We start from the raw sequence: 22090 nt of genomic DNA, 5'->3' as shown, positions 1-22090 counted from the left end.
ACTCCGYGCCTCAACCATCTCCCGAYTATCACCCTACGTTGTTGTGCCGAAATAAATCACCCTAAAATCACTATCGGGATTGACAGAATAAATACGAAGCTGGCACCAAGACGAGCAGTAGAAATCAAAAAACTCCGGAACTTCCTCGAAATGAGAATTACTTATAATTATCAGCTAAATAAGATAAAAATTGCCGAAGATCAAATTTCAGGGAACAAAAATTAGTTTCCCATAAATTAAGCTTTTCAAAACGGCCTACATAATAATAATCATAGTCGATAAGCAGACTCACTGGAGTTTCTTGATGAACACGGCATCCACGCCCAAATCCACGGGGCCCGACATCGCCGGGCAGATTGCCTAYGCCATGCGGAGCATGGGTGTGTCGCCGATCCCGCGCAACTATAGCCTTTTTTACGAAGCCTATATYGGCTCGAACCCGGCGCTGACGAGRGATCTGGCGGCACTGGGAAACCGGGTGACGCAGGAGGATCTGGACGAAYTGTCCGCGCGGTACGGGGAAGGCAATCCCATYGCCTCGATCGACGACGCGCACGAGAAGCTGCGGCGTGAACTGGAGGCRCTTCTCGGAACGCTGAGGCGCGAACAGTCCTCCATCGAGAACTACAACAGAATTCTCGGCGAGACCCGTCAGCGCATTGACGACAAGACCGTATCGAGCACCAATATCCTGAAAAATGCGGTCTCGCTGCTGGCCGAGGCCACCGGCTCGAAAATCATCGATGGCGAAAAGGCGTTCAACGACGTCAACCGCCATGCCGAGGAAATGCAACAGGTGCGTCTGGAGCTGGATGAATACAAGCGCATCGCCAATACCGATTCGCTGACGCGCCTTTCCAACCGTCGCGCTTTCGATGACAGGCTGGCCTCCGTCTACAACAGCTCCATCGGCCTGCAATATACGACGCTCATCCTGCTCGACATCGACCATTTCAAGCGGATCAACGATACGTTCGGCCACCCGGTCGGCGACAAGATACTGGCCACAGTCGCCTCCGTCATCCGCGCCAATGTCCGCAAGGACGGCTTCGTCGCCAGAAGCGGCGGCGAGGAATTCGCCATCATTCTTGATGGCAACACGCCGGAAGAAGTCATGGTGATCTGTGAGCGCATCCGCCTGTCGCTGGAAAGCACACCGTTCCGCAATTCAAGATCGGGCGCCGACTACGGTACGGTGACGATCTCGATAGGCTTCGCCTCCGCCTCGCAGGCAAACAATCCGGGCGAACTTTACGGACATGCCGATATGGCACTTTACCACGCCAAGGAAACCGGCAGGAACCGTTCCGTTATTTACGAGGACGGCATGCAGAAGAACTATATCGGCAAGAACTGGCTGATTTATCGGACGTGAGAAGGATGGCGCCGGTTAGGGAGCATAGTGAATGCAGTGCTCCCTCCGCCCCCACGCCCTGTTACGTGAGCACCTGTTGCTGCGGCAAAAGACACGTCACCACATGGTCTTCGCCGCCCGMACCGCCCATTCGCGGTCATAAGTCTCCTGATCGAACTCCGCCTTGGCGGCTTTGAGCAGGCTGCCTGGTGTGGGCAGTGACGCGGGTTCCACGAAGTTGTCGGGGTTCCACAGTTCCGAACGCATCAAGGCCCTCGCGCACTGGAAATAGACCTCATCGATTTCGACCACAATGACGGTGCGCGGGTGTTTWCCGTCCATTTCGAAGCTTTGCAGCAGATCGGGTGCGACCGAAACGACAGCGCGGCCGTTGATGCGCATCGTTGTATTCGAGCCCGGGATCAGGAACATCAGCGCCACGCGTGGATCGCGGACGATGTTCAAAAGCGAATCGACGCGGTTGTTGCCGCGCCAGTCGGGCAAAAGCACCGTCCTGTCGTCGGCCACCCTTACCACACCGCCCTTGTCGCCGCGCGGCGAACAGTCCATGCCTTCCGGCCCGACAGTCGCCAGCGCCAGAAATGGCGAAGCCTCGATCATCTGCCGGTATTCGGCGGTCAGCGTGGCTGTCACCTTCGCGATAGATGCCTCGCTTGTGCCATCGTAAATGGCCTTCAATWCCTCAACCGTGCGAATGACCGTCATTGTSCGCTCCAACTCCTGCAATCAATCTGCCCCCCCATAAATCAGGGCGCGTTATTCCTCTGCCGCTTCCGCTTTTTCCCGCTCCGCCCGYTCGCGCGCGGTGCGTGCAGCAACGAGGTCCGCCGGCTGGGAATTGCCGCGGATCAGCGACCGGCCCGCATAAATACCGCCGACGACTTCCATYGCGAAACGTTCCTCRTCGCGGTCGCGGAAYTCCTCCACCAAGCGGGCAGCATCTTCMCGCTCCTCRCCCATGGCGCCAAGCACTTCCTCGCTGAAATTCATCGCCGATTCCAGCGTCTCGCGGATCTGGTAATCCACGCCGGCCTTCACAAGATCGATTGCGTGGCCACGGTCATAGGCACGGGCAAGAACGGGAACCAGCGGAAACTCATGCTTGACGATCTCCGCGATCCGCACAGCGGCTTCCTTGTCGTCGACGCAGATCAGCACCGCACGCGCGGTGCTTGCCCCGGCGGCATGCAGGATTTCCGCGCGTGAACCATCGCCATAATAGACCTTGAAACCGAATTCCGCAGCATCGCGCACAAAGTCGGCATCCTTGTCGATTAGCGACAGCGTGTAGCCACGCGCGAGAAGCGGCTGGCTGACAATCTGGCCGAAACGCCCGAAACCGATCAGCAGAATGCTGCCCTCGACATTTTCCGGCACATCGAGATCATCGGTCTTGGGAACGGCCGCCGGCACCAGCCGGTCGTGCAGAATGACCATCAGCGGCGTCAGCACCATCGAGATGATGATGGTCGCCGTCAGGATGGCGTTGGCTTCGCGGTCGAGGATGCCGGCGCTGACAGCGGCGGAATAGAGCACGAAGGCGAATTCGCCACCCTGCGCCATCAACACGGCCCGCTCCAGGCTTTCGCGCCTGGTGGTGCCGAGCGCCCGCGCCACGCCGTAGATCAGGAATGCCTTGAGCAGCATGTAACCTGCGACGCTGACGACCACGAGCTGCCAGTTCGACGCAATGACGGCAAGATCGATTGCCATGCCGACGCCGAGAAAGAACAGGCCGAGCAGAATGCCGCGAAACGGCTCGATATCCGCTTCCAGCTGATGGCGGAACGACGATTCGGACAGYAGCACACCAGCCAGAAACGCGCCCATCGCCATGGAAAGACCGCTGACCTGCATCAACAGCGCCGAACCGAGCACCACSAGCARRGCSGCGGCYGTCATTACCTCGCGCGCACCRGACGCCGCCAGCAGGCGGAAGAACGGGTTGAGAAGATAACGCCCGGCCAGAATGAGCGCGCCGACGGCGGCAAGCGCGATGCCGACGGAAATCCAGCGCTCCGAGGGTGTGACGTGCTCACCACCAGCACCGAGGAAGGCAACGAGCGCCAAAAGCGGCACGATGGCGAGATCCTCAAACAGCAGGATGGCGATGATGCGCTGGCCCTTGAGGCTGGACATGCTGTTGCGTTCCTGCAGCATCTGCATGACGATTGCCGTGGAAGTCAGCACGAAGCCGGTACCGGCGACGAATGACATGATGAGCGGAAAGCCGAGACTGACGCCAACCATCGTCAGACCCGCCATACAGACCAGCACCTGCAACGCGCCAAGCCCGAAAATATCCTGCCGCATGGACCACAGCCGTGACGGCTGCATTTCAAGGCCGATGATGAACAGGAACATCACCACGCCGAGTTCGGCGATATGAAGGATCGCCTGCGAATCGGAGAAGAAGCCGAAGCCATATGGCCCGATCACCAGGCCGGCGGCCAGATAACCCAGCACCGAACCGAGGCCGATGCGCTTGAAAATCGGCGCGGCCACCACGCCCGCCGCCAAAAGCACGACCACCTGGGCCAGATCATTCCCGTTCGCTTCGACCGCCACACATCACCCCGTTTAAATTGATAGAACGAGGGTGTTCCCTCCCTCACTTCCTAGCGCATCAGTATGAAAATCGAAAATGATTTTACAGAAAGACGATGCGCAGATTCAACGGGTTATTTGTCCATAAGGCATGCGGGCTCCAGACGCCGCTGCCCTCCTCCCCTCATTTCTGTGCTTGTCACAGGAATGAGGGTGGGGAGTGTCCGCAGGCCTTGCGCCCGCCTACCGGGACAGCGGTTCCCTGCTCAAGCCCTTTTCGGCGAGCTGTCGCTCATAATCGGCAAACGATGCATCGCCGGTCTCTCCCAGTTCCTTCAGATATCTCCAGGTAAAGATGCCGCTGTCATGGCCGTCGTCGAAGACGATGCGCACGGCATAATTGCCCGTCGCCATCATGGAGCGGATCGTCACGTTGCGCTTGCCGGGAACAGTGACCTTCTGGCCCGGCCCGTGGCCCTGCACTTCCGCGGAGGGTGAAAGCACGCGCAGCATCTCGGCACCGAGCCGATAGACGCTTCCATCATCGAAGGAAACGGTCAGTTGCCGCCGGTCTTTCGACACAAGCAGTTCAGTCGGCCAGGCATCACTCATTTTTCACTTCCGCAAGCTCGTCTTATGCGTCAGAATTACGGACTTGCCTCGCGATAGGCAAGTCACTACATCACCTGTAAAGCACATGCCCGGCAATCTTGTGCCCGGCGCATCGCGCAGTGAGGACGGAGACGTGAACAGTTTCCCCGGATCGCTCGAAAGAGCGCAGTCCCTGACGGAAAACAAAGCACCGATGGTGGACCCTTTCGGCCGGTCCATAACCTATCTGCGCGTTTCCGTGACAGACCGCTGCGATTTCCGCTGTACCTACTGCATGTCCGAACACATGACCTTCCTGCCGAAGAAGGACCTTCTGACGCTGGAGGAACTCGACCGGCTCTGTTCCGTCTTCATTCAAMGGGGCGTGCGCAAGCTGAGGCTGACAGGCGGCGAGCCGCTGGTGCGCAAGAACATCATGATGCTGGTGAGGAACCTCGGCCGCCATATTGGCACCGGCGCGCTGGATGAGCTGACGCTGACCACCAACGGTTCGCAGCTCGCGAAATTCGCCGCTGAACTCGCCGATTGCGGCGTGCGGCGTATCAACGTCTCGCTCGATACGCTGGACCCGCAGAAATTCCGCGAGATCACCCGCTGGGGCGATATCGACCGTGTGATGGAAGGGCTGGATGCCGCGCAGGCCGCCGGCATCAAGATCAAGCTCAATGCCGTCGCGCTGAAGGACTTCAACGAGACTGAAATTCCCGAGCTGATGCGTTTTGCCCATGGTCGCGGTATGGACCTGACTGTCATCGAGACCATGCCGATGGGCGAGATCGAGGAAGATCGCACCGATCGCTACCTACCGCTTTCCAGGCTGCGCGCCGATCTGGAACAAAGCTTCACGCTTGTTGACAACGACTACCAGACCGGCGGCCCTGCCCGCTACGTGACGGTAAAGGAAACCGGCGGCAGGCTCGGTTTCATCACACCCATGACCCATAATTTCTGCGAAAGCTGCAACCGCGTCCGCCTCACCTGCACCGGCACGCTCTATATGTGTCTCGGGCAGGACGATGCCGCCGACCTTCGCACGGCGCTGCGCGCTTCCGACAGCGACGCCTATCTCTCGGGCGCCATAGACGAGGCCATTTTGCGCAAGCCGAAAGGGCATGATTTCATCATTGACCGCACCCACAAGCGCCCCGCTGTCGCCCGCCATATGAGTGTGACCGGCGGCTGAACCTGTTTCTCGTCCACCCACCCATTTAAGCGGTTGAAATGCCGGCTTGGCCGTGTCAGGTCTCTTGGCATGGAGGAATGCGCGGTCCCGCCCGGCGGGCGACCCCTGAGAGGAATTTGGGGTTAGGCTGCGCATGGTCTGGGACAGTATGAAATGGCATTGACGGACAATACGCGCGGCGCCCTTCTGATGGCGCTCGCCATGGCAAGCTTTACGGCCAACGACGCCCTGACGAAATCCGTCACCCCCTACATCAATACCGGCCAGATCATGTTCGTGCGCGGCATCATGACGGTGGTGCTGATTTATATCGCCGCCCGGCACTTCGGCGCGCTCCGGCCGCTGAAAACCCTGATGCGCCCCATCATCATCCTGCGTTGTCTCTGCGAAGTGACAGCCGCCGTTCTCTATCTGACGGCGCTCGGACTCATAGAATTTTCCAACGCCTCGGCCATATTGCAATCCCTGCCGCTGATCGTCACGCTGGGTGCCGCACTGTTCCTGCGCGAGCCCGTCGGCTGGCGGCGCTGGGCGGCGATCATCGTCGGCTTCATTGGCGTGCTCGTCATCATCCGGCCCGGCCCGGAAGGCTTCACCTCAGGCGCGCTGTTGGTCGTCGCCTCGCTTGCGGTCACCGCCGCGCGCGATCTTCTGACCCGCAAGATGTATGCGGATGTCCCCTCGCTTGCCGTCACCTTCGTTACCGCCTCCGTCAACATGGCGGTGGGTGGCCTGCTGATCCAGCCCTTCGGCGGCTGGCAGCCCATGAACTTCATGATCCTGTCGCATCTGGCCGGTTCTGCCGTTCTGGTGCTGGTTGGTTACCAGGCGATCATTCTGGCAATGCGAACGGGTGAAATCTCCTTCGTCGCGCCGTTCCGTTACACCAGCCTGCTCTGGGGCTTCATGATCGGCGTGTTCTTCTTCAATGAAAAGATCGACAGCTTTACAATCGTCGGCGCCGTGATCGTCATCGGCTCAGGCCTCTACACCTTCTACCGTGAAAGCCTGCGCAAGCGCTCGCAGATGGCCAAGCGCTCCGCCGCCACGCCCACTGCCGCGACCACCGTGCGGCCAGCTTCCGTAACGAAAGCTGCCTTTACGGAAAAAGCGGGAGAATGACATGAAAAACGCCCGCTTTCTGGATCGCACCACCCCGCCCCACATCATCACGCTCGTCGTTATCGCCGGCGTCGCGGCGCTTTGCATGAACCTGTTCCTGCCCTCGCTTGCAGCGATGGCGCTCSATTTCGAGACCGATTACGCCGTGATGCAATTTGCCGTGTCCGGCTATCTTGCCGCYACMGCCTGCCTGCAACTCCTCATCGGCCCGCTATCCGATCTTTTCGGACGCCGGCCCGTCATGCTTGCCAGCATCGGGATGATGATCGTCGCCACGCTCGTCTGCATGCTGGCGCCAGATATCACCGTCTTCATGTTCGGGCGTGTGGCGCAGGCGGCCGTCGTTTCCGGCTTCGTGCTGGCGCGCGCCATCGTGCGCGACATGGTCCCTATGGAACAGGCCGCTTCGATGATCGGCTATGTGACCATGGGCATGTCGGTGGTGCCGATGGTCGGCCCAACGGTCGGCGGTCTGCTCAACGATATCTCCGGCTGGCAGTCCAGCTTTGCGCTTCTTGCCCTGCTCGGGGTCGGCATTCTGGTGCTCGCCTGGTTTGATCTCGGCGAAACCAATCACAACAGATCGGCAAGCTTCTCGCAGCAGTTCCACGCCTGGCCGGAACTTCTGCGCTCGCCGCTCTTCTGGGGATATGCGCTGACCTCGACCTTCTCGTCGGGCATGTTCTTTTCGTTTCTCGGCGGCGCACCCTTCGTCGGCAGCGTGCTTTATGGCCTTGCCCCGGCCATGCTCGGCCTGCAATTCTTCTTCATGGCCAGCGGCTACATGCTCGGCAACTTCGTCTCCGGCCGTTATGCGAGCCAGATCGGCATCACCCGCATGATGCTGTCGGGCAATGTCGTCGCCATCGCCGGCATTGTCGCAGCCATAGCGCTGATCTCYACYGGGGCGGAAAGCCCCTATGCGTTTTTCGTGCCGCTTGCGCTCATTGGTGTCGGAAACGGTGTGACCCTGCCAAGTGCCAATGCAGGCATGGTCAGCGTCCAACCACATCTGGCAGGCTCCGCCTCCGGTCTCGGCGGCGCCATGACCATCGGCGGCGGTGCGGCACTTTCCGTGCTTGCCTCCTCGGTTCTGTCCAAAGAGGACGGAACCTGGCCGCTTCTTCTCGTGATGCTGGCGACCGGCCTTGTCGCTCTCCTCACCACCTATATCGTAAGGCTGCAGGAAAAGCGGCAATGACGGCGCGATTTGAAATACCCGGTCTTGTGCTTGCCGGTGGCCTGTCGCGACGGATGGGCACCAACAAGGCGACCGTGATGCTGGGCGACGAACCGCTGCTTTCCCATGTCGTGCGCCGCATCGCGCCACAGGTGTCGGATGTCACCATCAATGCCGCGAATGGCTGGGCCGAAAGCTTTGGCCTGCCGTTGCTGCCTGACACCGTGAACGGCCATGCCGGGCCGCTAGCCGGCGTTCTCGCCGGCATGCGGCATTTCCAGAACCATCGCGCCCAGAAAAGCCACTTCCTGACAGTGCCCGCCGACAGCCCGTTCTTTCCCGAAGATCTCGTCGACCGCCTCTGCGAACACATGGCCGAAGACGCAATCGTCATCGCCGCCTCCAGCGGCCAGTTGCACCCGGTTTTCGCGCTATGGCCCGTGGCGCTCGCGGACGATCTGGAGGAATGGCTGAAGAACGATGCAAACCGGCGCATCCGCGCCTATCTTGCACGACACGTCACGATCGGTATCGCCTTCCCGCCGCTGGAAACGGCCAAAGGCAGCCTCGATCCGTTCTTCAACATCAACACGCCGGATGAACTGGCGCTCGCTCGAAGCTATCTGGAGAGCATGGAACCATGATGASCCAAAAGGTCTTCGGTATTGCCGGCTGGAAAAACTCGGGCAAGACCGGCCTTGCGGTCCGCATCGTCACCGAGCTGACGGCCCGGGGCTATAGGGTCTCGACCATCAAGCATGCCCATCATGATTTCGATATCGACAAGGTCGGCGCCGATAGCTGGCGTCACCGTCAGGCGGGCGCGCACGAGGTCACCATCGTCTCCGGCACCCGCTTTGCCATCATGCATGAATTGCGCGGCGAAGCCGAACCGTCTTTCGAGGAAATCCTCGCCCGCCTCGCCCCTTGCGATCTCGTCCTGATCGAGGGTTACAAATACGAGCCGGTGCCGAAGATCGAGGCGCGCCGACTGGAAGCTGCCAAGACCGAACCGCTTGCCGGAAGCGATCCGCACATCATCGCAATTGCCGCCGACCACGCGGTGACCGACACCACCCTTCCCGTCTTCGATCTCGACGATACCGCCACGATTGCGGACTTCATCGAAACGACGGTTGGGCTGGTAAGGGCGTAACTGCCGTTTCGGCAACCTCCTCTCCTCCGTCATCCTCGGGCTTGACCCGAGGGCCCGCAAACCGACCGCACCATGGATCCTCGGGTCAAGCCCGAGGATGACGTCGAATGTGTGAGGACGCTTGGCCTACCCCCAAAAATGAAAAAGCCGGGCGTTCGGCCCGGCTTCATCATTCCTTGAGACGCAATACCTATTCAAGGAAACCGGAGGGGTTCACCGGCGTCGCATCCTTGCGAACTTCGAAGTGAACCTGAGGACGTTTGGCGCTGCCGGTCATGCCTGACGTGGCAATGGTCTGGCCGCGCTGAACCTTCTGGCCGCGCTGCACGTCAAGATTGGCGGCGTTGCCGTAAACGGTGACCTTACCGTCGTCATGACGGACGAGAACCGTATTGCCGAGCTGCTTAAGGCCATTGCCCGCATAGATGACCACACCRTTTTCGGCSGCCTTGATCGGCGTGCCTTCCGGAACGGAGATGTTGATGCCATCGTTGCGGCTGCCTTCGACGTTGTCGCCGAAATTGTTGATGACGGCGCCACGAACCGGCCAGCGATATTTGCCGATGCCCGTGGATTCCGGAGCGAGCGAGGCCATATCGGACTTCTTCTCGATATCGCCGACGCTTGCCGTTGCGGCAGGAGCGGACGGTACGGTCGCAGCTGCGGCAGGAGCCTTGTAGGGTTCCGGCTTGGCGGATGCGGTTTCCACTGCCTTGGCCGCTTCCTTTGCGGGTACGGAGGCTGTCTTGATGGCGTCGGTCGAAGCACCCGGCATGGCGAGTGTCTGGCCGACACGGATGCTTTCGGTGGAAATRCCGTTCGCGGCCTTGAGGGCTGCAACCGAAACGCCGTTTTCACGGGCGATCTTTGCCAGGCTGTCGCCCGGCTGAACCTTGTGACCACCGGCTGGCGGCATAGGCTTGCCACCGGGAGGTGTGAGCTTGCCGTTTTCAGCCGAAACCTTGTCGCGGGCAACACTCTGCGAGGGCAGCACGGCTACCTTCTGGTCTGGACCACGCAGCGGGTTCGGCTCGTCGCCGTTGCGGTTGAGCGCAATGTCACCAGCCGCAGCCTTGGCGGCATTGCGGACCTGACCGAATTTCGGAATAAGGATCGACTGGCCAGCCTGCGCGGACGCCGCGGTTTTCAGACCGTTGACCCGCAGCAGTTCCTTTTCGGGAACGCCGTAGCGGTTGGAGATCGTCGCGATGCTTTCACCCGGACGCAGCGTTACMGAAGAGGCGCCATCCGTATGCCAGCCGTTCTTGTCGGAACGGACGGTTGCGGTGGTGAGATTGTCGGCGACGGGAGCGGCAGCCTGCTGTGCAGGTGCTGCGAGAGACGGAGCGGCTGGTCGTTGTGCGGACGGGAAAGGCTGGGCCATGGCTTCGTTGCGGGTCGACGGGTCGCGGCTTGCCACCGCCGGCGGAGCCGACAGCTCGGAGCGCTGCACCGGAGAGGCCGAAGCCGAWCGGGCCGTCGAAGGCTGAACGCCACCGCCATAACCGCCGGAAGACGGATAGGAGTTGGCCGCCATGTTCTGATTGGCGTAGCCGCCCTGGGGTGCCGCAGAGGCATAACCACCGTTCATGTCGCCTTGCGGGACCGGGGCCTGCCCATAAGCACCGCCGCCCTGGCGGGCTGGAATTGACGCTGTCGTCATCCGATCCGGTCCACTGGAAAAGAGGCCGCTGAACCGCGTTGCATCCGAGCTACAGCCCGTTGCGACGCTTGCCAGCAATGCCGCTGCGAACATTTTTGCGACTGATTTTCCGATTTTAGACGAATGTCTCATACGCATAACTCGATCTACACTGACGCCAACCCGCCGCATCGAGGTCGATCCGGCACAAATTTCACTTCTTGCAAGGCCCATTTCCCGATCCCGGGAAAACCATGCGTCGATGTTTGTGATTAAAGCGCGTTAGTGTTACCACGCCGTTAAAACGTTAAGCCGCTCGGCGCTTTTTTGACACTTCGATAACCATGACGAAAACGGCATGTGTCATGTCTGAACAATATTATTATGGAAAATCAGTTGGTTGTGATGATTTAGAACATTCTAAGACGAAAATTAATCGCCTTCGATATTTTCATTTTGTCACAAATGCCGGGCAATATGGCTGCCGAGCGGCAGATAGGGCGTCTCGAAAAGCTCTTCCTTTTCGAAGCGGCTGCCGGTCTTGGAGAAGCGCGTCATCACGCAGCGCCCGTCTTCCAGAATGATCGGCGCGATCATCRTGCCGCCGGAGACGATCTGCTCGGCGAAAAAGCGGGGCATGGTGGTAAAGGCGGCGGTGGCGACGATTCGGTCGAAGGTACCCTCGCCCACCAGACCGTTGCTGCCATCCGCCTGGCGGATGACGACATTGCGGATGGAAAGATCGTCCAGACAGTTCTGCGCCTGCTGCACCAGCGTCTTGTATCGCTCCAGCGAAAAGACCCGCTCCACCCGGCGCGCGATGATCGCCGTCATGAAACCGCTGCCGGTGCCGATTTCCAGCACGCGCTGGCCCGGCTTCAATTGCAGGCGAGCCAGGATTTTCACCGCCATGTCAGCGCCTTCCATGAAGGCGCCGCAGTCGATCGGGATTGTACGGCTGGAATAGGCATCAGCGGCGAATTGCGGCGGCACGAATTTGGAGCGCGGCGTCTGTTCGACCGCCGTMAAAAGGTCGAGATCGGAAATCCCCTCGCCCCGCAAGCGGAGAACGAGAGCGGCAAAACCTTCCTTTTCAACCATTGCGGATTTCAATCGGCGACTCCGAATCCAAGTGCTTGCGCAACCCGATCCTTGACCGTGTAATCCGTAAGGTCAAGCTTTAGCGGCGTGACCGAAATCTTGCCGTGCTTCAAAGCGTGGATATCCGTGCCCTCGAGGAAGGTGCCGAGGCGTTCGCCAAAGCGCAGCCAGTAGTAAGGAAGACCACGGCCATCCTGGCGTTCTTCTACCGTCAGGCCGAAATCGAGCTTGCCCTGCCCGGTGACGGATACACCCTGCACATCATCAGGTGCACAATTGGGGAAATTGAGATTGAGGAAGGTGCCATCAGGCAATTCCACATTCATCAGCTTGCGCAGCAGATCCGGCGCATGGGTCTCGGTCACCTCCCACGGCACGACGCGGCCTTCGGAATGGCTGAAAGCCTGGCTGAGTGCGAAGGAGCGTACCCCTTGCAGCGTACCTTCAATGGCGCCGGCAATCGTGCCGGAATAGGTGACATCGTCAGCCATATTGGCACCGGCATTGACACCTGAGAGTACGAGATCGGGCTTTTCCGGCAGAACTTCACGGATGCCCATGATGACGCAATCGGTCGGCGTACCGCGCAGCGCGAAATGCTTGTCGGAAACCTTGCGCAGCCGCAGCGGCTCGGAGAGAGTAAGGGAGTGAGCAAGACCGCTCTGGTCGGTCTCGGGCGCCACGATCCAGACGTCATCGGACAGCGTGCGGGCGATACGTTCCAGCACCGCCAGCCCTTCGGCATGGATACCGTCGTCATTGGTCAGCAAAATCCGCATRTTTCTCTCTCCGCTTTTCATATCTTCCGGGACGGAGCATCCTCCCCACCGGCAGTGAGGTGTGCAGTTCTCTCAACGTCATCCCCGGGGGCATGTCCCGAGGATGACGTCGGCGTAATTGGAAGATTCTCCCTCCAATAGCGCGACGCTGCGCTCCCTCAGACCGCCTTCTCGATCCGTGTCAGACCGCCCATATAGGGCAGCAGCACGTCTGGAATTGTGACAGAACCGTCGTCGTTCAGGTAATTTTCGAGAACGGCGATCAGGCAGCGGCCGACGGCGGTGCCGGAGCCGTTCAGTGTGTGCACGAACTTCGTCGCCTTGTCGTCCTTGCCGCGATAACGCGCATTCATGCGCCGCGCCTGGAAATCGCCGCAGACGGAGCAGGACGAAATTTCGCGGTAGGTGTTCTGGCCCGGCAACCAAACTTCCARATCGTAGGTCTTGCGCGCGCTGAAACCCATATCGCCGGTGCACAGCGTCATGGTGCGGAAATGCAGGCCAAGACGCTTCAGCACTTCTTCGGCGCAGGCCGTCATGCGCTCATGCTCGGCAACAGCACTTTCCGCGTCGGTGATGGAGACGAGTTCGCATTTCCAGAACTGGTGCTGGCGCAGCATGCCGCGTGTGTCGCGGCCGGCAGAGCCCGCTTCCGAACGGAAGGACGGCGTAAGTGCCGTGAAGCGTAGCGGCAGCTTTTCCTGCTCGAGAATTTCGCCGGAGACAAGGTTGGTCAGCGTCACTTCCGCCGTCGGGATCAACCAGCGGCCATCAGTGGTCTTGAACAGATCCTCGGAAAACTTCGGCAATTGCCCAGTGCCGAACATCGCCTCATCACGCACCATCAGCGGCGAAGAGACTTCCGTGTAGCCATGTTCCGAGGTGTGCAGGTCGATCATGAACTGGCCGAGCGCCCGTTCCAGACGCGCCAGCTGGCTGGTCAGCACAGTGAAGCGCGAGCCGGAAAGCTTGGCCGCCCGCTCGAAATCCATGTAGCCGAGCGCTTCGCCAATCTCGAAGTGCTCCTTTGCTTCATGGTTCCAGCCKGGCTTCTGGCCGACCACGCGGGTCACCACATTGTCGTGTTCGTCCTTRCCGTCAGGAACATCGTCGAAAGGCATGTTGGGCAGGCGCGACAGGGCGTCGTTAAGCTCGGAGGTGACCTGGCGGTCCTCTTCCTCGGCGCGCGGCATGTTTTCCTTGATGTCGGCGACTTCCGCTTTCAGCTTTTCCGCCAGCTCCATGTTCTTCTGCGCCATGGCGGCGCCGATGTCCTTGGAAGCGGCATTGCGACGCGACTGCATGTCCTGCAGGGACTGGATGACGGAACGGCGCTTTTCGTCGAGAGCGATCAGGCTGCTTGCGGCAGGCTCTGCGCCGCGCCGTACAAGTGCTGCATCAAAGGCTTCGGGGTTTTCGCGTATCCATTTAATGTCGTGCATCGTCGTTCCAGACTATTGTTGGTCGCTCGCGTTTTATCAGCAAAACGCCGGGCGAAAGGCCCGGCGCGAGGAAATTTGATGAGCAGGAAGACCGTGGCGAAGCGTCAGGTCTCTTCCAGCTCCGTGCTTTTGGATTCCGCAGCACGTTTCCTCTCCACGAGTCGAGCCATGTAGATGGAAATCTCGTAGAGAATGATCGCAGGTAGCGCAAGACCGATCTGGGACATGGGGTCTGGCGGCGTCAGCACGGCCGCAACCACGAAGGCCATGACAATGGCGAACTTGCGCTTTTCCCGCAGCCAGTCGCTGGTCAGAATCCCGACCCGCGCCAGAAGCGTGGTGACGACAGGCAGCTGGAATACCAGGCCGAAGGACAAAACCAGCGTCATGATGAGGCTGAGATATTCCGACACCTTCGGCATCAGGGAAATCGCCACCTCGCCATCTACTGGCAATTGCTGCATGGCGAGGAAGAACCACATGACCATGGGCGTGAAGAAGAAATAGACGAGCGCCGCGCCGATAAGGAAAAGGATCGGCGATGCGATCAGGAACGGCAGGAAGGCCGCGCGCTCGTTCTTGTAGAGGCCCGGCGCCACGAATTTATAGAGCTGCGAGGCAATCACCGGAAAGGAGATCACCATGGCACCGAACATGGCAACCTTGATCTGCGTGAAGAAGAATTCCTGCGGCGCCGTATAGATCAGCGATGATTTCGCCACATCCAGCCCCGCCCAGATGACCGCCCACTTATAGGGAATGACGAGCAGGTTGAAGAGATGCTTGGCAACGGCGAAACAGGCGATGAAGGCGACGAAGAACGCGCCGAGCGACCAGATCAGCCGCGTGCGCAACTCCATGAGATGTTCGATAAGCGGCTGCGGCTTGTCCTCGATGTCCCCGCTCATGCTTCATCCTTTTTGGGCTTTGCAGCCTTGGTTCTTGCCGGTTTGGCCGGTTTGGCATCCGCAACGGCAACCGCCTTCTCCGCTGCCGCTTTCCTGACAGCAACCTTTTTGGCGACAGCCTTCACGGTCGGCTTCAAGACAGCAGCTTCTTCAACAGGCGCTGCGGCAGGCTTGCTGCGGGTGGTGCGTTTCGGCTTGGCGGCAACCGCTTCGGCTTCAACGGTCGCAACAGATTTCGCACGCGCACGCTTCGGCTTTTCTTCCGCAGCAGCAACCGCAGTAACCGGCCCAGATGCAGAAGGCGTGGGAACCACCGCAGGCGCCACATCCGGAAGCTTCATCTCGGGCTCCGGCACGCTGACAAGAGGAGCCACCGGCTCACTTGTTGCAGGTGCTGCTGTCGACGAAATCGCATCGGGAGCGGATGTCGCCTTCTGGAGATCAGACTTGATTTCGTTGCCGAGCTGGCGAAGCGGGTTCATAGCATCGCGCAGGGAATTGGTCGGGTTGAGATTGCGCACATCGGAGATTGTCTGCCGCACATCGTCCATGTCTGCCTCTTTCAAGGCCTCGTCGAACTGCGTGCGGAAATCCCCCGCCATCTTGCGAAGGCCGGCCATCGTCTTACCGAAGGCGCGGATCATGGGCGGCAAGTCCTTGGGACCGACGACCACGATCAAAACGACCGCGATCACCAGAAGCTCGCTCCAACCGATATCAAACATCAAAACGCTCCCGAGACCCTAGCGCCAGTCTCAAAACAAGCAGGTTCAAGCCGCTTACTTGATCTCGTCAGCCTTGTGGTCAACAGTCTTCGCGTTGACATCGGCCGGCGGCGGAGTCTGATCTTCGTCAGCCATGCCCTTCTTGAAGCTCTTGATGCCCTTGGCGACATCGCCCATCAGTTCCGGGATCTTTCCGCGTCCGAAGAGAACGAGAACGATCACCAGCACGATCAGCCAATGCCACACACTAAAAGAACCCATAACTGAAACTCCTGAATTTCGCTTTCAGACGATGTAAGACGTTTGAAAGGCTTTTTCAAACAACAAATCGTTGCTTCAACAGGCTGTGGGCATAAAGTTTTCGTGCCTTGTCATCCGCATGAAGACGATATCAATCGTCGCCATCGCCGCCACCAGGTGCAAGCAGGCCCAACTCTTCCAGATCGAGCTGCGTGATCGGGTCTTCGTCTTCGCGCAATTCGTCGCTCATCATCGGCAAAGGCACGCCGAAATTGGAAGGAATACGGCCCGAAAGCAGGCCCGCACCCTTCAGTTCCTCAAGGCCCGGCAAGTCCCGCAATTCCTCAAGGCCGAAATGGTCGAGAAACTCCACCGTGGTGCCGATCGTCACCGGCCTGCCCGGCGTGCGCCTGCGGCCCCTGAAACGCACCCAACCCGCTTCCATCAGCACATCGAGGGTACCGCGTGAGGTTTGCACGCCACGGATTTCCTCGATTTCGGCGCGTGTCACCGGCTGATGATACGCCACAATCGCCAGAACCTCCAGCGCCGCACGCGAAAGCTTCTTAGGTTCCTTTTCCTCAGAATGGATGACGAAGGAGAGATCGCCGGCCGTGCGGAACGCCCATTGCCCGCCCACCTGCACCAGATTGACACCCCGCTCGCCATAAGCGGCCTTCAGCCCGTGGAGTATGGCAACGACATCCATGCCGCGCGGCAGCCGCTCGGCAATGAAGGCAACTGAAACCGGTTCGGCCGAGGCAAAGACCAGCGCCTCGGCAATGCGCTCGGCTTCCTTCAGCTGACGCTCGGAAAATACCGCGGGCTCGGCCCCAACCACATCCGCCGCCCCATCTGCCACGATGGCGGCTTCGCCGGTCTCGTCGTCATGCGTCATTATCAGTCCTTTCCGCATTCGGCGCGCGGTCATCTCGCTCGCTCCTGCGCATATAGATGGGCTGGAACGCGCCCTCCTGCCGGATTTGCAGCGATCCCTCGCGCACSAGCTCCAGCGAGGCGGCGAAAGCGCTGGCGATTGCCGTCACGCGCATCGCGGGGTCAGGCACATATTGCAGCAGATATTGGTCGAGCACCGTCCACTCGCCGACATCCCCGAGCAGACTGTTCAGAAGTTCCCGGGCTTCCACAAGCGACCAGACCTGCCGCTTTTCAATCGTGACCTGGGTGATGGCCTGCCTTTGCCGCAGATTGGCATAGGCGCTCAGGAGATCGTAGAGGTTCGCCTCGTAAGCCGAGCGGTTGATATGCGGAATATGCTCCGGCGCGCCACGGGCGAAGATATCGCGGCCAAGCTGGGCGCGGTTGACGAGGCGTTCAGCCGCCTCCCGCATCGCCTCCAGACGTTTCAGCCGGAAGGCCAGTGTCGCGGCCATTTCTTCGCCGGAGGGGCCGTCATCCTTCGCCTGCTGCGGAATGAGAAGCTTGGACTTGAGGAAGGCAAGCCAGGCCGCCATCACCAGATAGTCGGCAGCAAGCTCGATGCGCACGCGGCGGGCTGTTTCCACGAATTGCAGATATTGCTCGGCAAGCGCCAGCACCGAAATGCGCGACAGATCGACCTTCTGCGTGCGGGCAAGGTGTAGCAACAGATCGAGCGGGCCTTCGAAACCCGCGACATCGATCACCAGCCCGGCCTCGCCCGTCAGCCGCTCCGGCGTCACATCCTGCCAGAGCTTGTCCATAGGCGTTGAAGTGCGAGACTTGTCTGCTGCCATTGTTCCATCCGCCGGGCGTCCGGCCTGTCGTCCCGAGTACCGGGCCGCCGCCCGATTGTCAGGAAACGGCCCACATGGCGTTGAATTCGGCTCTCAGTTCAGCTTCGTCGGAGGCATCAGTGGCGGGAAAACCCGCTTCCACGGCCCGCACCCGCTCCAGCGAACGGCCGGAAAGAACGGGAACCTCCTTCACGACCTCAAGCATTTCACCCATCACGCCGTTGCAATGCAAGACTATATCGCAGCCACCCGCAACAATATTCGCGGCACGCTGGCCAAGCGTGCCCTTCAGCGCATTCATGGAACTGTCGTCGGACATCAACAGACCGTCAAAGCCGATTCGCCCACGAATGATCTCCTCGATCACCTTTGGCGAGGTCGTTGCCGGACGCTCCCGATCGACGGCATTGAACACCAGATGCGCGCTCATCGCCATCAATTCACGGTTCAGCGCGCGGAATGGCACAAAATCATGGGCGTCCAGCTCGTYCAGCGGCACATCGACAACAGGCAATTCATGGTGCGAATCCACCATRCCGCGACCGTGGCCCGGCATGTGTTTCATGACAGGCAACATRCCGCCCGCCTTGAGACCGTCAGCCGCCGCCTGCCCCATCTCCGCCACCATGGTCGGGCTGTAGCCATAGGCCCGGTTGCCAATGACGTTGCTGGCGCCTTCCACCGGCACGTCGAGCACCGGCAGGCAATCGATATTGATGCCGAATTTCATGAGATCGAAGGCATGCAGACGCGACATCAACCACGCCGCGCGCAGGCCTTCCTCGCGGTCACGCTCGTATATCTCGCCAAGAATGCGGGCATTCGGATAGGCCTGCAAAAGCGGCGGCTTGATGCGCTGAACGCGCCCGCCTTCCTGATCGATCAGAACCGGCGCATCCGGCCGCGCGACGGCATCGCGCATTGAGGCGACGAGATCGGTAATCTGTTGCGCATCACCGATATTGCGCCCGAACAGGATGAAACCCCAGGGCCGCTCATTGCGGTAAAGGGCAATCTCGTCAGCGGAAAGCGTAAGCCCGCCGCATCCGAGGATCATAGCTTTGCAATCGGTCATGATGTCACGCTCACAGAATGGGGAAATGGCCTTATACCGCAAGGCGTCGGGGATAAGTCGACAACCCCTCCGCCGTCATGCTCGGGCCTTTCCCGAGCATCTGCAACCGAACGGTTGGCGAAACGTTGGCAGATCCTCGGCACGGGGCCGAGGATGACGTCGAATGTGAGGAAAGCCTTTCCCCACTGCGAGGACTGCCTTAGACGGCAGCCCCAATCTTCACTCAACCGGATCAGCCGCKATCAGCGCGCCACCAGGCAGCTGCCGCCAGCTGCGCGGAACTTTTCGCACAGCGCCACGGCTTCRTTCTTGTCCCCCGCCGGGATGCGGACGCGGTAGAACGTGCCCTTGCCGGCGATCTCAGCGGCCTTGATGTCGACGCCCCGACCAGAAATCACCGAACCGAACTTGGCCGACATGTTCTGGTAGGACTTCTGGGCCTCCGCCTGGCTCGGCAGGGACGCGATCTGGATGTAATAACCACCCGAAGACGGCGCGCTCGTTGCTGCGGGCATGGCGGCKGCTGTCTGCTGCTGTGCAGCCTGCGGCTGGGCCGGAGCAGTTGCAGCAGGACGGACGTTGCCCTGATTGGTCACCGTTGCCACCACATTGGAAGGCTGTGCGGACGGACGCGCCGAAGGAACGGGCGCAGCCGACTGCGAGGCCGGTGTGGAGGAAGCGGCTGGCGTATTGGCCTGCGGGTGTTCAGGCGCAACCGGAACACGCGAAGCGGCGATGACGGCGGGAGCGCCCTCACCCGGCTTGGCTGCCTGCGGTGCAGCAAGCTCCGCGACCTTGTCGGCCTTCGGTGGCTGGGCAGCAGGCGCATCGACTTCCTGTGCAACCAGCGTACCATCAGGCTTGACGATCATGGTGCGGACCTTGCGCGGCGAAACGCCSGTYGCACCGGCACCTTCGTTCTGGCTGGCCTTTTCTTCCGGCGAAAGCAGGCGCGGATCTTCAGTCTCGCCAACCGGCGTGCCGGTGGCTTCCATGTCCGCGTCGTTTTCACCTTCCAGCGGCAGCTGTTCGGGTATCAGCGTACGCTGGACCACATCGACAGGCTTTTCGTTGCTGGAGATCAGCGCCGGTTGCTTCGGATCGGCAGCGCTACCACCGGCCACGCGGTCGTAAACCGCCTTGTCCTGATTGGGCACGACGCGGCCACCCGGATTTTCCGGCACCACCTTCATCGGGTCGTTATCGGCGGAAATGATGACCGGCGCGCCATTGGAGCCCGCACCGGACGAACCGCCCGACATCAGCGCGTAAACACCACCACCGACAAGCACCAGACCGATTGCTGCGGCAACCGGCATGATCCAGCGGCGACCGCCGCGTTCTTCTTCTTCGCGATAGGCCGGCTGATGGTCGACATAAGTATTCTCGGCATCGCGCGGCGCATTGCCACGCGAGGCAGCAGCCTCCTGCATGGAGCGGCGGAAATCTTCTTCCAGCGCCCGCTCAAATTCGTCGACCTCCTCCGGACCCTGTGCCTGAGGACGCGCCTGCGGGGCAGCAGCCCGGTTTTCCGCATGTTTGTGACGGTCAAGACCACCGGCAACCGCCGGGGCAAAYAGCGTTGCGAGCTCGGTGTCGATATCGAGGTCTTCTTCGTGACGACGGGCGACAGGCTTGGGTTCGAAAACGCCGACCGGCAATTCCGGCACGTCCATCTCGGTAATATTTTCCGGATGTTCTTCCGTCTCACCGATCTGCGAGGGATCGAAAGGCAGGCTTTCCAGCGTTTGTGGTGCAACCGGCTGCGGTGCGGCTGCGACCGGACGCGGCTGAACCGGAGGGGCGGCTACCTGAATTGCAGCAACCGGGGCCGGGCGCGGCTGAGGTGCTGGCTGTTCCCGCACCGGCTGCGGCGCGGCGGCAGCAACGGCTACCGGAGCGACCGGCTGCTGGCGAACGGGCTGCGGCACAGGCGCAGGTGCGACTTCCGCTGCAGCGATTTCGGAAAGGTCGAGGTCAAGATCGAGATCATCAAGCGCAAGCTCGAAATCATCGTCGTTGAAACCTGCGAAATCCCCAAAGTCCGGCTCCTGAACGGACGGCGCTGTTACGGGCGGGGCTGCCTTTACAGGAGCTGCGGCAACCGGCGCCGTGGCAACCAAAGGCGGCTCCACTCTTGCAGCCGGAACGATAGGCGCAGCCTGTGCGATGGGGGCATCCTGAACGACAGGCTCTTCGCCGCGTCCGGGAATGGAATATTTCGCAACGCCGTAGATCAGCTCGTCCATCGGCGAAAGATTTGTTTCAACCGGCTTYTCTGCAACCGAAGGAGCAAAGGTCGGTGCGGTTTCTTCCGCCTGAACGAAGACGGGCTCAGGCGCCGGAACTGGTTCGGCCTGTGGCTCGATCCGGGCTGCGGGCAGCGCTTCCGACCTCGGCTCGATTCGCCGGGGATCACCAGCCGCAACATCGCGGCGCGCGCCGAAATTGGCAAGCGGCAGACGCAGGCTGGAAAATTCCAGCGAAGAACGGCCACCATGCRAAGGCGGACGCACGGAAATCGGYGCCGGCGCTTCGGCGACGGCGATCTCTACCTCATCCGCAAGATCGAAAGCCTGCGGCTCAGGCGCATGGCTCTGATCGGAATGCGCAATATTGCTCGAAACATCGGCCGGAAGCTCAGGCATAGCGTGCCAGGTGCTTTGAGCCGGCTCGACAGCCTGCGGCTCTTCCCATGCAGCCTGCTGATAAACCACCGGCTCGGCAGGGCGCGACTGGCGCGAATGCACATCGAAAACCTCGGCAACCGCACCGGCATCGTCACGGAAATCCGCCCGGATGTCCTGCGTCGACGTCTCGACGTAATTGTGAATGTAGGCCTGATCGGCCTCGGGAAGCGGCTCCTGGCTCACTTCGGGTGCGGGGCTTGCCTCGAACACGGGTTCGTCCGCTGGCGCAAGCTCAGGCTCACGCCGGGCGAAAACCGATTCGACGCGCTGCATGAAGTCGCTGGGGTGGATGCCCGCACGCACATCGTTTGCCGGGTCAAGAACGACCGGATCGGCATGCGGCGCATCGTAAACCTCGAACTCTCGAAGCARCTCGTCTTCGAGATTGAATTCGGGTTCGCGGCGGGTTGCCGCAGAGCCGGCGCGTGGCGCAGCTTCGGAACCCGCATGCGAAGGACGCTCATCGAAACCGACGATACGCGCCAGTTCTGCCAGAGGATCGTTGTCAGCGAACCCTTCAGACCGGGCGTCCCGGTTATACGCGACATTTTTTTCGACCATTACGTGTTCCACCATC

General features: G+C 60.5%; 20 protein-coding genes. 6 read left to right on the top strand and 14 right to left on the bottom strand.

Features of this window, described 5'->3' with window-relative positions; genetic code table 11:
- The first annotated feature begins 304 nt into the window (after positions 1 to 304).
- Positions 305 to 1375 (top strand): GGDEF domain-containing protein, encoded by a 1071-nt coding sequence (locus AB4Z23_RS11815; protein ID WP_065687305.1) that lies wholly within the window; start codon positions 305 to 307, stop codon positions 1373 to 1375.
- Between the two features lie 96 nt (positions 1376 to 1471).
- Here the strand turns inward: AB4Z23_RS11815 and AB4Z23_RS11810 are convergent, their stop codons facing one another.
- The 3 genes from AB4Z23_RS11810 to AB4Z23_RS11800 form a co-directional block, all read right to left on the bottom strand.
- Positions 1472 to 2080: a pyridoxamine 5'-phosphate oxidase family protein gene (locus AB4Z23_RS11810; RefSeq protein ID WP_441360146.1), complete on the bottom strand. Its 609-nt coding sequence runs from the start codon at positions 2078 to 2080 to the stop codon at positions 1472 to 1474.
- 51 nt (positions 2081 to 2131) lie between these two features.
- Complete coding sequence (locus AB4Z23_RS11805; RefSeq protein WP_019566167.1) at positions 2132 to 3943, bottom strand: monovalent cation:proton antiporter-2 (CPA2) family protein; 1812 nt, start codon at positions 3941 to 3943, stop codon at positions 2132 to 2134.
- A 222-nt stretch (positions 3944 to 4165) separates the two neighbouring features.
- Positions 4166 to 4534 carry a gamma-butyrobetaine hydroxylase-like domain-containing protein gene (locus AB4Z23_RS11800; RefSeq protein ID WP_003515573.1) on the bottom strand — a complete coding sequence of 123 codons (369 nt, stop codon included), beginning with the start codon at positions 4532 to 4534 and terminating at the stop codon, positions 4166 to 4168.
- Positions 4535 to 4619: 85 nt separating this feature from the next.
- Here AB4Z23_RS11800 and moaA point away from each other — a divergent pair, with 85 nt between their 5' ends.
- The 5 genes from moaA to mobB all read left to right on the top strand — a co-directional run bounded on the left by moaA (position 4620) and on the right by mobB (position 9175).
- Positions 4620 to 5717: a GTP 3',8-cyclase MoaA gene (gene moaA / locus AB4Z23_RS11795; protein ID WP_019566166.1), complete on the top strand. Its 1098-nt coding sequence runs from the start codon at positions 4620 to 4622 to the stop codon at positions 5715 to 5717.
- A gap of 153 nt (positions 5718 to 5870) precedes the next feature.
- Positions 5871 to 6839 carry a DMT family transporter gene (locus AB4Z23_RS11790; protein WP_065659332.1) on the top strand — a complete coding sequence of 323 codons (969 nt, stop codon included), beginning with the start codon at positions 5871 to 5873 and terminating at the stop codon, positions 6837 to 6839.
- Position 6840: 1 nt separating this feature from the next.
- Positions 6841 to 8040, top strand: a complete 1200-nt coding sequence (locus AB4Z23_RS11785; RefSeq protein ID WP_441360145.1) for a multidrug effflux MFS transporter — start codon at positions 6841 to 6843, stop codon at positions 8038 to 8040.
- Positions 8037 to 8663: a molybdenum cofactor guanylyltransferase MobA gene (gene mobA / locus AB4Z23_RS11780; RefSeq protein WP_421476620.1), complete on the top strand. Its 627-nt coding sequence runs from the start codon at positions 8037 to 8039 to the stop codon at positions 8661 to 8663. Before AB4Z23_RS11785 ends, mobA begins: the two co-directional genes overlap by 4 nt.
- Positions 8660 to 9175, top strand: a complete 516-nt coding sequence (mobB, locus tag AB4Z23_RS11775; RefSeq protein WP_441360144.1) for a molybdopterin-guanine dinucleotide biosynthesis protein B — start codon at positions 8660 to 8662, stop codon at positions 9173 to 9175. Before mobA ends, mobB begins: the two co-directional genes overlap by 4 nt.
- 190 nt (positions 9176 to 9365) lie before the next feature.
- On the opposite strand, the gene AB4Z23_RS11770 is transcribed toward mobB, so the two are convergent.
- The 11 genes from AB4Z23_RS11770 to AB4Z23_RS11720 form a co-directional block, all read right to left on the bottom strand.
- Positions 9366 to 10931, bottom strand: a complete 1566-nt coding sequence (locus AB4Z23_RS11770; protein WP_421476616.1) for a peptidoglycan DD-metalloendopeptidase family protein — start codon at positions 10929 to 10931, stop codon at positions 9366 to 9368.
- A 345-nt stretch (positions 10932 to 11276) separates the two neighbouring features.
- Positions 11277 to 11930 (bottom strand): protein-L-isoaspartate(D-aspartate) O-methyltransferase, encoded by a 654-nt coding sequence (locus AB4Z23_RS11765; RefSeq protein ID WP_441360143.1) that lies wholly within the window; start codon positions 11928 to 11930, stop codon positions 11277 to 11279.
- Positions 11927 to 12697 carry a 5'/3'-nucleotidase SurE gene (gene surE / locus AB4Z23_RS11760; protein ID WP_013636276.1) on the bottom strand — a complete coding sequence of 257 codons (771 nt, stop codon included), beginning with the start codon at positions 12695 to 12697 and terminating at the stop codon, positions 11927 to 11929. Before surE ends, AB4Z23_RS11765 begins: the two co-directional genes overlap by 4 nt.
- A gap of 158 nt (positions 12698 to 12855) precedes the next feature.
- Positions 12856 to 14139, bottom strand: coding sequence for a serine--tRNA ligase (serS, locus tag AB4Z23_RS11755; RefSeq protein WP_421476614.1), 1284 nt, complete (start codon positions 14137 to 14139; stop codon positions 12856 to 12858).
- 104 nt (positions 14140 to 14243) lie between these two features.
- Positions 14244 to 15047, bottom strand: coding sequence for a twin-arginine translocase subunit TatC (gene tatC, locus AB4Z23_RS11750; RefSeq protein WP_003515595.1), 804 nt, complete (start codon positions 15045 to 15047; stop codon positions 14244 to 14246).
- A complete protein-coding gene (gene tatB, locus AB4Z23_RS11745; protein ID WP_003515598.1) occupies positions 15044 to 15772 on the bottom strand; it encodes a Sec-independent protein translocase protein TatB in 729 nt (242 codons plus the stop codon). The genes tatC and tatB overlap by 4 nt, the downstream gene beginning before the upstream one ends.
- A gap of 54 nt (positions 15773 to 15826) precedes the next feature.
- Positions 15827 to 16033 (bottom strand): twin-arginine translocase TatA/TatE family subunit, encoded by a 207-nt coding sequence (locus tag AB4Z23_RS11740; protein WP_003515599.1) that lies wholly within the window; start codon positions 16031 to 16033, stop codon positions 15827 to 15829.
- Positions 16034 to 16163: 130 nt separating this feature from the next.
- Positions 16164 to 16910 (bottom strand): SMC-Scp complex subunit ScpB, encoded by a 747-nt coding sequence (scpB, locus tag AB4Z23_RS11735; RefSeq protein ID WP_421476611.1) that lies wholly within the window; start codon positions 16908 to 16910, stop codon positions 16164 to 16166.
- The gene (locus tag AB4Z23_RS11730; protein ID WP_025593638.1) at positions 16900 to 17748 is read right to left on the bottom strand and encodes a segregation and condensation protein A; all 849 of its coding nucleotides are present in this window, start codon (positions 17746 to 17748) and stop codon (positions 16900 to 16902) included. Before AB4Z23_RS11730 ends, scpB begins: the two co-directional genes overlap by 11 nt.
- 58 nt (positions 17749 to 17806) lie before the next feature.
- Positions 17807 to 18823, bottom strand: a complete 1017-nt coding sequence (gene nagZ / locus AB4Z23_RS11725; protein WP_441360142.1) for a beta-N-acetylhexosaminidase — start codon at positions 18821 to 18823, stop codon at positions 17807 to 17809.
- Positions 18824 to 19065: 242 nt separating this feature from the next.
- Positions 19066 to 22074: an SPOR domain-containing protein gene (locus AB4Z23_RS11720; RefSeq protein ID WP_441360141.1), complete on the bottom strand. Its 3009-nt coding sequence runs from the start codon at positions 22072 to 22074 to the stop codon at positions 19066 to 19068.
- Positions 22075 to 22090: the final 16 nt, after the last annotated feature.

Source organism: Agrobacterium sp. MCAB5, assembly GCF_052114365.1.
Lineage (GTDB): Bacteria > Pseudomonadota > Alphaproteobacteria > Rhizobiales > Rhizobiaceae > Agrobacterium > Agrobacterium tumefaciens.
The sequence above is the reverse complement of the archived record's forward strand: the minus strand, read 5'-3'. Positions and strand labels throughout refer to the sequence as shown.

Excerpts from the sequence above, each read along its gene's own strand:
- tatC (WP_003515595.1), bottom strand. The coding sequence starts at position 15,047 with ATGAGCGGGGACATCGAGGACAAGCCGCAGCCGCTTATCGAACATCTC.
- AB4Z23_RS11740 (WP_003515599.1), bottom strand. The coding sequence starts at position 16,033 with ATGGGTTCTTTTAGTGTGTGGCATTGGCTGATCGTGCTGGTGATCGTT.
- surE (WP_013636276.1), bottom strand. The coding sequence starts at position 12,697 with ATGCGGATTTTGCTGACCAATGACGACGGTATCCATGCCGAAGGGCTG.
- AB4Z23_RS11800 (WP_003515573.1), bottom strand. The coding sequence starts at position 4,534 with ATGAGTGATGCCTGGCCGACTGAACTGCTTGTGTCGAAAGACCGGCGG.
- scpB (WP_421476611.1), bottom strand. The coding sequence starts at position 16,910 with ATGACGCATGACGACGAGACCGGCGAAGCCGCCATCGTGGCAGATGGG.
- tatB (WP_003515598.1), bottom strand. The coding sequence starts at position 15,772 with ATGTTTGATATCGGTTGGAGCGAGCTTCTGGTGATCGCGGTCGTTTTG.
- mobA (WP_421476620.1), top strand. The coding sequence starts at position 8,037 with ATGACGGCGCGATTTGAAATACCCGGTCTTGTGCTTGCCGGTGGCCTG.
- AB4Z23_RS11790 (WP_065659332.1), top strand. The coding sequence starts at position 5,871 with ATGGCATTGACGGACAATACGCGCGGCGCCCTTCTGATGGCGCTCGCC.